The sequence below is a fragment of the Desulfobotulus sapovorans DSM 2055 genome (assembly GCF_059569355.1).
In genome coordinates this window covers 64,458-75,915 of sequence record NZ_JCANVJ010000005.1, presented here as the reverse complement: position 1 = coordinate 75,915, position 11,458 = coordinate 64,458, and the positions used below count along the sequence as shown (strand labels likewise).

The following is an 11,458-nucleotide window of genomic DNA, read 5'->3' as shown; positions in this document are numbered from 1 at the left end:
TTACCAGTCTTCCGTGGCATCAGGTGGCAGAAAAACATCGGGAAGGCGTTTTCTGAGGTCTGCTTCCAGTAGCGGATCCATAAGAACCCCTTCCAGGGTACGCACCCGGATAAAAAGGTCGGGGGAAAGACCTGAGGTGTGTTCCAGATTGGCGTAACGCAGATCCGCACCATCGAGACGGGCATACTCAAGGTTGGCAAAGGAAAGATCCGCCCCCATGAGGTTGGCTTCTTCAAGGATGGCTCCGGACAGATCCGCATGCATAAGCTTGGCGCCGGACAGATCCGCCTTGGACAGACGCGATTCCCGGAGAAGGGCGCTTTCCAGGTTGGCGTTCTGGAGATCCACACTTTCCAGATTGGTTTTCCACAGATAGGCCCGGCAGAGATTGGCCCCCGTGAGGTTGGCGGCTTCCAGATTCACATTTTCAAGATTGGCATCACTGAAGGTGCTTTCCCGCAAATCGGTCCAGCTCAGGTCTGCCCCCCAGATATAGCTTTCCGAAAGATCCACGCCCCGGAGATCCATGCTGCGAAGGTAGCAGTTGCTTAAATCCATACGGGTAACACCAAAGCTGTTCAATCTCCTGATATTGCCACGGATTCTCCTCGCAGCCTCCTCACTCTCCCAGCTCCGGAAATCATCGATCTCATCCCTGTAATGGCTTTTTTCCGTAAGCTGTTTTCCCTTCTGCTGCAACCAGACAATCACCACCCCCAGCAGCAGGATATCCAGAAGCACACCATGGGCTTCCACAAGAACGGCTTCCCGGAAGGCATCGGAGTAATAGTCCCAGTAGCAGGTCATGCCAATGACAAGGGCCATGCTTGCCGAAAAGACAATGGCTGTCATGAGAATGGGGTTCGTGATGATTCTGTCAAAAATCTGCCGCGTACGCCCCAGATTTTTGGCTCTCTTGTTTTTTCTGTTCGCTTTGGGATTCCAGGGGGGCGGGGACGGAAGGAGGCTCGGCATGGCTACGATCTTCCTTGGATAGGGCGTAAAGCAAAACAATGCGGGAAGCCTTGACGACGATACGGAAGGCAGGGTAACAAAAATTCTTGTCATTTAAAAGGGATTGGTGCAAAAGGAGTCCTTCGGGCTTTTTAAAAGCCGTCCGTTCCATGCAGCAGCATGCCTGATCCGTTATAAGGAAAATATTGATGCTTGAACTCAAAGGATTTCAGAAGCAGTATCTCAAGGGCCTCGCCCATCACCTCAAACCCCTGGTTCTCATCGGTCAGCAGGGACTCACGCCTGCCCTCCTGGCCTCCATAGAGGAAGCCCTGTTTTGCCATGAGCTGATCAAGATTCATTTCAATGATTTCAAGGAGAAGGAGGCCAAAGATGCCCTGACCCTGGAAATCCTTGCCCACAGCCATGCCGCCCATGTGGGCAGTATCGGCCACACCCTGATTCTGTACAAGCCCTGTAAGGTCACGGAAAAACGAAAAATACGGTTACCCAGAACCTCTTCTGAAATCCCTTCCAGATAGCGCCATGAAAAGCTTCCGGAAACGGGAAAAACCGCCCTATTCCGGAAGCAAGGGGACAGATGAAAATTTCCGGATTTTCAGATGCTCTCTTCCTGTTTTTCCTTAATGGCTTCCACAGCCTTCATGAAAACATCTCCAAGGCGCAGAATGCCCACCACCACCTGTTCTTCTCCACGGGTGACCAGCAGGGACTGATGCTGCCCCAGCAGGAGCTGATGAATCCCTTCATCCAGAGAGGCCTCTTCCCGCACATATTCCCCCGCAGACGGGGTGTACATGACATCCTTCACCTTGATCCGGTTGGTCTTTTTCGCAATGTCCTTAAGGGGTTTGTCCCAGAGCCGGAACTGATCCAGCAGCCCTTTCATGAATTTGGGACTGAGTCCGAAGCGTGAAAGCCCGAGACTCATGGGACTGCCATCCCCCACATCAAAATACTTGGGTTCCAGGGCACGCAGCACATCCAGATGGCTGAGTTTTCCCACAATCTCATTGTTTTCATTATAAACGAGTACGGCACGGTGTCCCTCACCACAGGTGCTTTTCATGCGGTTCAGGGCTTCTTCCAGCATGAGCATGGCCTCATACAGGGTCTTTTCACCAGAAATGGTACTGTACTCGCTCAAGGGGATCATGACATCTTTGACAGGAATACTTTTCATGGGGCTGCCTCCTTTGCTGGGGTGGGAAGAGCCGTCTCAGAACGGATGGCTCCGGGAAAGGAATGGGGGGCTTTGAACCATCAAAGAACTTCATCCCGCAGCATGTGCGGGATGAAGCATGAAGCCATATTGTTCCTGCGTATATTTCTATTCAAATCTGAAGTCATCTGCATTGATATGACCCCATCCGCCGCTGGAGGCATCCACCATGCGGATCTGGGCCTTTTTTCCCATAAAGGCGGTCGTATCCCATGAAACCCGCTTCATGGTTTCGTTGCACTCTCCCGTAGTCTTACGCACAGCTTCACCCTGAATGAGCAGTTCAACACGCTGGGAGGCAAGATCACAGCCCCCCCCCAACGAGAAAACTTATCCGGGAATTCCGGAGGATGAAGGGCGTCGAGGTGAGGGTTCCCTGGGGGGCGTCTCCCTGAACAGCTCCCGCAGGATCTGAAGACTGATGCCGGTTTTCATAGGTACCGATCCAGTACTGCCCCTGATGGTTTGAGGCCTGCCCCCGGTTACGGGCTGTAGGATTGTCACCAAAGGTCGGCTGGTTTTTAAAGGCCTCTCCGGTTTGCGTCCATCCTGTAAGACCACCGGTTTCAAAATCCCAGCTGAGGTTCTGCAAAGAATCATCCTCACCTTTTTCAAAGGACAACCCCATAAAGTCTTCCTTGCTTACATTTACCTTAAGGATCCGACCGTCTTTGAGGTGGATCAGGAGACCAGCCCCAGCAGTGGAGGCAATCGAGAGTCCCAGCACACAAATAAAACCCAATATACCGTATTTTTTCACTTTACCCACGACATATCTCCTGATCCAGAGCAGAGAACCTGTGACTTCCTGATTTCAGGATGCGGCATTTTTTTTACTTATTCCAGACCTGCGGCTTTACAGGCCTCCTGAAGACGCTCCCGTATGTAGGAAGCATTCTCAGGATCTTCCAGATCAAAACAGTAGCCGTCTTCTCCCAGAAGTCCACCGGGAACCAGATCCCCCACCTCTTCGGGATCTGTCACCATGTCGCCGTAAAAACAGACGGAAAGCCAGCGGTTTTCCGGATCGTCATCAATAATATCCACCATGGCAAAAAGGCTGCGTTTTTTCTGGTTTTCATGCTTTGCCCGGAGAGAATAGCTCACTCCCGGCCTGGCGTTGAAGTCCAGAACAACGCCTTCCTGAGCGGATAAAAAGGCTGCAAAATCTTCAACAACGGGTTTCATCCCCGCATTGTCTGTCTGCCAGCTGTCCAGAAAACTTTGAAAGGGCGTCAGGCTCATCGTTTGGGTATACCTTCCTTAAAAGAGGTTGGAATAGGTTAAAATGCGGCACCGTACCGCATCTTCAGGTTCGCAGATGGGTCACAAGATGGCCCGCTTCCATAAAAATCAGCTCTCTGCACGCCAGCTTGCAGGCCTTGAGACTGCCAGGGATACAAAACACCGCACTTTCTCCGATACTGCCTGCTGTGGCACGGGACAGCATGGCCGCAGCTCCGATCTCCTCAAAGGAAAGCTTGGCGAAAAGAGGGCCAAAAGCGGTCAGCTCCTTATGAAAAAGGGGGCGGCAGGCCTCAATGGTAACATCCTGACGGGTAAGGCCCGTGCCCCCGCTGACAATGAGGGCGTCAACCCTGTCTTCCCGCACCGCATCCAGCACCGCCCCACCAATGGCGAGAAAATCATCGGGAATGATCCTCCGGAACAGCAGGGTGTGGCCTTCCTTTTTAAGTTCACGGGCCATCCACTGGCCACTTTTGTCCGTTTCCAGGGTGCGGGTGCCGGAGATGGTCAAAATCCCCATTCTCAGATTTTTTGCGGACGGATGGTCTTTTTTTCCCAAAAAAATCACTTTGCCTCCAGAAGCACCAGGTCTTCGCCGTCCTGTTCCTTCACCTTCACATTGATGGTATGGCTTTTATCCGTTTCCACATGGCGGCCCACAAAATCCGCGTGAATGGGAAGCTCCCTGTCACCCCGATCCACCAGAACGGCAAGACCGATGCAGCGAGGCCTGCCAAAGTCGATGAGGGCATCCATACCGGCCCGTGTGGTACGGCCCGTATAGAGCACATCATCCACAAGCACCACATCCATCCCATCCACATCAAAGGGGATATTGGTGGAGCGCAGTACGGGGTGGTGGGAAATGCGGGTCCAGTCGTCCCGGTACAGGGTGATATCCAGGGCACCCAGCATGACGGGCAGTTCCGCAATTTCCTGGATACGCTGTGCCAGCCTTCTTGCCAGAAAGACCCCCCGGGTGTGGATACCCACCAGGGCCAGACGATCCGTGTCCGGATAGCGTTCCAGAATTTCATAGGCCATGCGGGTGAGGATGCGATCCATATCCCGCGCTTCAAGGATTCTCTTTTCCATACTTTCCTCCTGATTGTGCACTGCCTGAAACTTTAGCGGAATCCTTCCTCCCTTACAAGGCGGGAGCGTAAAAATGAGGCCGCAGAGGCTCCCCCCCTCCATTGTCGGCGGAAGGCCGGAAAGCCTGAAAAGACCGTTACAAGGCAGGGGGAAAAATCTGCCGTATCCGGGCAAGAAGTGCATCCGGAGAAAGGGCATCACAGACAAGCCTTGCATCGGCCCAGGCCTCATAGAGAGGACTGCGCTCTTCCAGAAGGGCTGCAAGGCTCTGGCCCGGTCGGCATACCACTCCCCGTTCATCGAGATTTCCCAGACGTTCTTCAAGGAATGGCAGAGAAAGTGCAAGGTGCAGTATAAAGCCCTGGGCGGCAAGGCTCTCCATGGCTTTTCCACTGTAGATCACACTGCCCCCCGTGGCGATGACCGTATGGGATACCTGAACATCCCCCACATGACGGGCTTCGATTTCCCTGAAGGCCTCAAGGCCTTTTTGCTGAATGATTTCAGAAAGCCTCATTTTTTCAAGGGATTGAATGAGAAGATCCGTATCCAGAAAATCCATGCCCAGCATTTTTGCGGCAAGTACGCCCAGGGTGCTTTTACCCGCACCGGGCATACCGATGAGGACGAGGTTGATGTCGGAAAAATTCCGGGATGACACATTTCTCATGAAGGACTCCGTACACGAATGTGCTGTCTTTTTTCAAAAAAGCAGCATAAAAATCTTTTAAGGTTTGTCCTCGTAAATCCGATACACTTTTTGAGACAAAAATATTTTTTTGCACAGCAAGATTTCTGTATCGCCTCCGGCCCGTACCATCAATACTTTTCTTTCGGGAATCAGAGGCGCTGTTTTGGGGCAAGACCGCCATTTTGCTACCGCAGATGTTGCCAACATTACCATTGCCCCGTATCCTTCAGCAGGGCATAAACATGCCTGTACCCATCCAAAAGTAAAAAATCTTAAAGAAAGTCGATGATCCTACAATAAATCAAACAACATTTTTTATGGATGGCACGCAAATTGCTAAAATTTTCTGGCTATGCGTATACAGCGTCTTCATCATAAAGATGACGCAGAAAATTAAAACCCTCTGAAAAAGAAACAAACTTATTTGGAACCCTGTTTGTTGGGGCCATAACCACTGCCGCCCGGAAAGGAGGAAAGAAAAAAGGGGCTGAAGATTGACAGAACATGGCTTGGTATGTTGTCTGTTGTCGTATGGATGCCTGCTGAGATATCATGTCCAAAAAAGATACATGCAGCAGGCGATGGTTGTAGATTTTAAGAATATAAGGGAGGCTTTATGAAAACGAAAATGCTTGCACTTTTATTCGCCGGGGCAATGAGCCTTGTTGGATGTTTGTCGGCTCTAGCATTCACAAGAGCGGATGGCCCTCAAACGCTTGATTTGCCGGTTTCTGTAAATGTCGTTGAAATTGATGTGGATGCGCAGGTCATGGGACCGATGTCATTCGGTACCATTGTACCGGGAGATACGGGAGGTGCCCTCACACTGGATGCCGCTATAGCTAACGCTCCTGTTGCTTCCTTGAACTCGGGGGTTGTCGCAGATCTTGCGGTAGCTTCCAACCATACCCTGCAAGGAACGTCAAGACCCGGAACGATTCGCCTTGTGGCAAGCCATGCGACCAGCGTGACCGTCCTGTTAGAAGATACGCTTACCTTGCCCCATGCCACGGAACCCTTTGTCTCTTTGCCTTTATCGGCAATCCGGATCAATTCCAATGTCGCAGGTGATGGCACGACAGGTGAGGCTCTTCCCGGGGCCGCTCCCTTTTATATCCATATCGGCGGTGTGTTGACACTTCCCGACAACCTTACGGGCGGTGCCTATGCTGCGAATCTTCCCGTAATCATAGATTTTGAGTAATGAACTGTGGATTGTCTGCTTTGTTTTTACCGGGAAGCTCCTCAAACATTGGGGCTTTTCAGAATAGTGTGAGTGCAAAGGGGATGACATGGCACGCAATCCACAAAGATTTCTTTTATCAGTCGCCTTCTGTGTTTTCTGGCTCATAGGCCAGAAAACACAGGCGGCTTCCCTTGAAATTAGGAATGGTTTGAATTTTGGCTCCTTTGTAGCTGTGGCCCATGGGGGACGTTTTACCCTGAATACGATCACACAGAACCAGCCTCTGGGAACTGGCGCTGTAGATGGTTTGATTCGGATTTCAAGAGGAAGCCTGGGCAGGATCCGTTATGTTCCGGGATCCCAGAATGAACACATTCTGATACATTACCAGGATGTTTCCCTCGCTGATGGCAAAGTACGCATTGAGGATATGGGGCTGCATTCCACGCTGGAAATAAATGTGGCCATGGATGAGCCTCCCTATGAAATCGTGATTGGTGCTGTGCTGGTTGTGGGGTCTGGTTTCAGTGGTTTGCTTGAGGGTTCTTTGCCCGTTTCCATTGTGGTGATCAATGAGTGAAAAGGATGGGAGAAGGCTGGAATGAAGAAGTTTTTCTGCGGATTTTATCTGTTTTTTTTGTGGGGGCTTTTTTTCACCCCCATGGTCATGGCGCAAGAGGCTGTAGAGATGATTCCCATGCGCATCATCATGGAAGGCCGGGATCGTTCCGAGACCCTTAGCCTTATCAACCGGAATTCCGTTCCTGTTACCTACAGAATGGAAACCCTTATTATTCGTCAGAAGGTTTCCGGTGGTAAAGAGCGGGTAAAGGAGCCTACACCAGAAGAACAGCGGATCTTGGATATGGTTCGTTTTTCACCCCGTAAGGTACGTATCGAGCCCAATACCATACAAACCGTACGCATCATGACGAGAAAGCCCGCCAATCTTCCTGCTGGAGAATACCGCGTGCATATTCAGGCAACCCCCGTACCCGAAAAAAAGGATTCTCCCCCCCAGGAAAACGGTATTTTCCTGGATATTGTGGTTTCAACCTCAATCCCTCTCATCATCCGTCATGGAGAAACCCATGTAGCGCTGAAGGCTGAAGGCTTGGTCTTTGAGACTCGTCCTAATGGGAAGAAAGTCTTGAAAACACGTATCATTGCAGATGGAAACCGGTCTGCCTACATAAATGCGGCCCTCTATCACGGCAATACCCTGCTGGGTGAAGCAAAGGGCTTTGCCGTGTACCAGCCCAATGGGCAGCGGGATGTATTCTTTCCCCTTCAAGGCAACCTGCCGCCCTCCGGCAGCACCCTGCGCCTTCTTCTTCATGACAGAGAGAAGGAGACGTTACCCTTTTTAAAAGAAATTCCCCTTGTTTTGAGCTATTGAAAAAACAGTAGGGCCGGTTCAAACTCTTCTGCAAAGAATACCAGCGTTTTGCAGGGGAGTTTTTTATTCTACCTCTGGGGCAGTACTCCTTATTTGTCATACCTGCGCAGGCGGGTATCCAGCATTAAAAGCACTGGCTATCCTCCAGCAAATAAGAAACTCCCGGTATAGCCTTATCTTTACATACGATTCTCCCCTTTTTTTACCCGAGAATCCTCGCATACCCCCCCATTTTTGCCACTTTTTCCCTGAACTGCTCTGCATCTTCCATAGTCTTAAAATTCTGCACAAGCGCCCTGTAGGTGCTGCCTTCCCTGATAATGGACATGGCAAGATCTTTTCCCATGAGGGAGCGGAACTGCTTTTCAAGGTTGGCAATGCCTTTTTCCGCATCTCTAATATTCCCATAGCTTGCCAGATGCACGTCAGTCTCTTTTCTGCTTCCCGCAGTTAAGACTCTGCCGTATCCGCTTTTTTCTGCCATAATGGCCGCCAAACGATCCGCATCAGCCTTGTTTTCAAAATCGCCCAGAATCACCCTGTACCAGAGGCCCTTCTCCCCAAGATCCACGGGCTGAATTTTTGCTCCCTCAAGATTTTTCAATTCCAGCATCTGGTCTTTGGCCCATTGTATGCCCTTAAGAGCTTTTTCCCGACTTCTGTATGAACCTGCATGCAGTCCATAATGAGCAGGCCTGTTGGAAGCGGGAGTTTCATGAGGGACGTCGGAACTTGTAACAGCAGGTTCAGCTTTTTTTATCGGCTTGGCTGACTTTTCAGCCTCAAAAAGAATTCTGGTTTCTGTGACTGAGGGTTTTTCTTTTGGCATGGCAGCACCGAGAGCTTCGGGAACCCATCTGCCCTGCTGATAGAGTACAGCCTCCTGCCCTTCAAAAATTTTTCTTTCAGCAGTACTTGTTATTCCACCTTCTGTATCTGTCCATCCGCCTTTGCCGTACAGTATAAATTCTTCTTCTTTTATAGGACGAGCAGGTACTTTGCCTGCAACAACAGGAGCTTTTTCTTCCTTATCCGTCATTACCAGATCAATGCCGCTTGCAATGCTGCCCGTATCATCTACATTGACGCTTATACTTTTTCTTATTTCTTCACCACCACCATCACCAGTCCATGCAGCCTCCACAGTGTAATTACCGGGAGGAACCCGCTCAAAAAGATAAAAGCCGTCATATTCAGAGAGTACACGACTTATAACCTCTCCCTTTTCATTTTTAAGCAGTACTTCCACTTGCCTCAGTATGACAGATTCTCCCGCGCCATTTATACTGTAAAGAGTGCCGTCTATTTCTCCTGTTCGAATTACAGCGAAGGATAAAGGCCTTATATCTCCTGGTTTTGGAGTAACGGCCTCCCCTGAATCCAAAAGAGAATGGGAGGCATCTTGCAGGCTGGTTTCTTCAATTTCGATATCCGTTTTGAGATGCGCAGATAAAGGAAGCAGGGCGATACCGTGTTCATCGGTCACCCCTGTGCTGCCAGACTGCAAAGCTCTGACACGGACACCTTCAAGTCCTTTTTCTTCTTCGTCCAGTACGCCATTGAGATTATTATCTTCAAAAACCCGTACAGAGGCATGCCCCTCATAGCTTGAATAGGCAGGGAGAGAGCGCAGTGTTTTTCTGTGCGGTTCCAAACCGAAGGAGGTGTTCAGGTTAATGTTGACAGAAGCCTCCCAGTTACCGTCGTCGTCCCCCGAAAATTTAGGGCTGATGGTCAGATCCCTGTACTTCCAGTTAAGCTGAGTTTCTATGTCCGCAGTTTCATCTCCTATAAAGTTTTTTCTCAGATTAGCCTGAACATCCAGATTTCGTGAGAGCCTGCGGGAAAGGGAGATACCTGTTTCGGTGAGTCCACTGTCTTTTTCATTAAAGTCATAGCTTCCAAAGGCACGCAGGCGAATACTCTTCAACATGGCAGAGGCATCAAGCCGCCCCCTTGTACTTTCAGGTTGAGATCTGCTGCTGTCATATCCGTAATGAATATTGTGACTCCAGTTAATCGGGCCTGTACGCAGGCTGTTAAGAAGGCTGATACGGGAGGAATATTCTTTCTCCCGATCCGTATAGCTGGCAGATAGCGTATACGGAATTTGGAAGCCCTCCTTTTTTCCCATTCTTCCAGAAAGAGAAAGGTCACTTACACTACGTACAGGATTGGATACATACTCCCCCTCAAGTCTATCCTGAAATTCCTGATTGGCACGGATGCGTGTATCGCCAAGGGCTGTCTGAAGAGAAAAACGCAGGGCGCGCCCTCCCATTTCCAGATCCTGAACCCCATCCATACGTAAGGATGCCCCGGTCAGGGCCGTTTCCATACCCGCATTGAGACGATAACGGCGTTCATTATCACGTGTATCTGTGGTTAAACCGCCCAAAAGGGTGGTGCGTTCACCAAGACCATACTCCATAAGTCCAGTGGCTCTGATATTACCAGTATCGTGGCCGGGATAAAGGGTTTCCTCATAGCTAATGGTTTCCTGGCGTGTCAGGCTGGCTGCATAGGAGAAACTGCCTTTGGGCAACATTTCAGTTCCTACTTCAAGGCGGCGCTTTTCTTCTCTTTGTTGTCCTTCCGGGCCATAAAATACGAGGCGGAAATCATTGACGCCATAATAAAGGGGGATATCCTCAAAAAGATAACGGCCCTCATGATCCGCTTTGCTGGCATTCAGCAGCGTATTCCCCCTGTAAAGTTCAACTTCCCAGCCCGGAGCCAGATCTCCATCCAGGCGAGTGGTGTCGAAATCCCGCTGTCTGTATAAGGCCCTGTTTTCGACAAGAAGTCCCTGCTCATTGCCAGGACGTCCCACTATGGGAATTAAGGGAGAAGGTACGTCTCCGACTGCCATACGTGTAGCTCCTAAAGGCAGAGCTCCTTCGATATCAGTTTTTTCAAGGCGGGCTTCAAGACGGTTCAGTTTTTTCTCATCATTACCTGTGGCATAAAAATGACTGGTTGCATTTGCAAGATTGCCTGAACCTGAAAGGGTATAATTACCTTTGTTGGTTTTTTTGCCACTAATGTTGTGCGATGTGGATACGGAAAGATCCACAACAGGCATGCTTGCAAAGGCGGGCTTGGTTTTTTCTTCCAGTACAGAAGGGCCTGTAACGATTCGGGGAGCAGACAAACGGTTCCAGCGCTGCTGACGTTCCATGCGTTCTTCAAAGGGTAGCCTCTCTCTGGGGCTGAAGGAGACCTGCATCTCATTGAATATAAAATCAAAATCCACGGGCAACCATTCCCGGAGAACAGACGTGTTTACATAGATATCCTCCTCATCCACAAGAAAAGCCTTTTCATGTATAGCAATGCTTTCATTCCCAAGGGTAAGGGTTTTGGCATTCAGATCCAGAGAAAAGACTTTACCCTGAACCTCTCCTTCCGCCTTCCCTGCTTTCTGATCTACCCGTATGGGTACTTCCAGAATGGCTGCCAGAGCACCAAGAGGCATAAAGAGCTGATCCGGACTGCCATAAGCCCCAAGGCCGGAAGCCAGGGTGTAGTTTTCCCACCTGGCATCGAGAATCAAAAAGTCTGTGTCTCCTGCGGCTGGTGGCTCTGAGTCAGAAATTTTTATGCCTGCTATGGGTATGTCTTCTTCAGTTGTTGCAAGGG

At 50.1% G+C, this 11,458-nt stretch carries 13 protein-coding genes; 4 read left to right on the top strand and 9 right to left on the bottom strand.

What is annotated here, in order from left to right; translation table 11 throughout:
- Positions 1 to 975, bottom strand: coding sequence for a pentapeptide repeat-containing protein (locus BR04_RS06165; RefSeq protein ID WP_496355126.1), 975 nt, complete (start codon positions 973 to 975; stop codon positions 1 to 3).
- A 188-nt stretch (positions 976 to 1,163) separates the two neighbouring features.
- On the opposite strand from BR04_RS06165, the gene BR04_RS06160 reads away from it, so the two are divergent.
- On the top strand, positions 1,164 to 1,496 hold the full coding sequence (locus BR04_RS06160) for a YhbY family RNA-binding protein (RefSeq protein WP_496355125.1): 333 nt from the start codon (positions 1,164 to 1,166) through the stop codon (positions 1,494 to 1,496).
- Between the two features lie 77 nt (positions 1,497 to 1,573).
- Here BR04_RS06160 and BR04_RS06155 read toward each other — a convergent pair whose 3' ends face one another.
- From BR04_RS06155 to BR04_RS06125, 7 genes are all read right to left on the bottom strand, one after another.
- Positions 1,574 to 2,158, bottom strand: coding sequence for a CBS domain-containing protein (locus BR04_RS06155; RefSeq protein ID WP_496355124.1), 585 nt, complete (start codon positions 2,156 to 2,158; stop codon positions 1,574 to 1,576).
- 147 nt (positions 2,159 to 2,305) lie between these two features.
- Complete coding sequence (locus tag BR04_RS06150) at positions 2,306 to 2,458, bottom strand: hypothetical protein (protein WP_496355123.1); 153 nt, start codon at positions 2,456 to 2,458, stop codon at positions 2,306 to 2,308.
- A gap of 43 nt (positions 2,459 to 2,501) precedes the next feature.
- Positions 2,502 to 2,825, bottom strand: coding sequence for a hypothetical protein (locus BR04_RS06145; protein ID WP_496355122.1), 324 nt, complete (start codon positions 2,823 to 2,825; stop codon positions 2,502 to 2,504).
- A gap of 209 nt (positions 2,826 to 3,034) precedes the next feature.
- On the bottom strand, positions 3,035 to 3,442 hold the full coding sequence (locus BR04_RS06140) for a hypothetical protein (protein ID WP_496355121.1): 408 nt from the start codon (positions 3,440 to 3,442) through the stop codon (positions 3,035 to 3,037).
- A gap of 64 nt (positions 3,443 to 3,506) precedes the next feature.
- Positions 3,507 to 4,013, bottom strand: a complete 507-nt coding sequence (locus BR04_RS06135) for a MogA/MoaB family molybdenum cofactor biosynthesis protein (RefSeq protein ID WP_496355120.1) — start codon at positions 4,011 to 4,013, stop codon at positions 3,507 to 3,509.
- Positions 4,010 to 4,540: a bifunctional pyr operon transcriptional regulator/uracil phosphoribosyltransferase PyrR gene (gene pyrR, locus BR04_RS06130; protein WP_496355119.1), complete on the bottom strand. Its 531-nt coding sequence runs from the start codon at positions 4,538 to 4,540 to the stop codon at positions 4,010 to 4,012. The genes BR04_RS06135 and pyrR overlap by 4 nt, the downstream gene beginning before the upstream one ends.
- A gap of 136 nt (positions 4,541 to 4,676) precedes the next feature.
- Complete coding sequence (locus tag BR04_RS06125) at positions 4,677 to 5,210, bottom strand: shikimate kinase (protein WP_496355118.1); 534 nt, start codon at positions 5,208 to 5,210, stop codon at positions 4,677 to 4,679.
- A gap of 637 nt (positions 5,211 to 5,847) precedes the next feature.
- Between BR04_RS06125 and BR04_RS06120 the strand changes: the two genes are divergently transcribed.
- The 3 genes from BR04_RS06120 to BR04_RS06110 all read left to right on the top strand — a co-directional run bounded on the left by BR04_RS06120 (position 5,848) and on the right by BR04_RS06110 (position 7,816).
- Positions 5,848 to 6,435, top strand: a complete 588-nt coding sequence (locus BR04_RS06120) for a DUF4402 domain-containing protein (protein ID WP_496355117.1) — start codon at positions 5,848 to 5,850, stop codon at positions 6,433 to 6,435.
- 88 nt (positions 6,436 to 6,523) lie between these two features.
- Entirely contained in the window at positions 6,524 to 6,997 is a 474-nt protein-coding gene (locus BR04_RS06115; RefSeq protein WP_496355116.1) for a hypothetical protein, read from the top strand.
- Between the two features lie 21 nt (positions 6,998 to 7,018).
- A complete protein-coding gene (locus tag BR04_RS06110; protein ID WP_496355115.1) occupies positions 7,019 to 7,816 on the top strand; it encodes a fimbrial biogenesis chaperone in 798 nt (265 codons plus the stop codon).
- Positions 7,817 to 8,018: 202 nt separating this feature from the next.
- On the opposite strand, the gene BR04_RS06105 is transcribed toward BR04_RS06110, so the two are convergent.
- Positions 8,019 to 11,072 carry an SPOR domain-containing protein gene (locus tag BR04_RS06105; RefSeq protein WP_496355114.1) on the bottom strand — a complete coding sequence of 1,018 codons (3,054 nt, stop codon included), beginning with the start codon at positions 11,070 to 11,072 and terminating at the stop codon, positions 8,019 to 8,021.
- Positions 11,073 to 11,458: the final 386 nt, after the last annotated feature.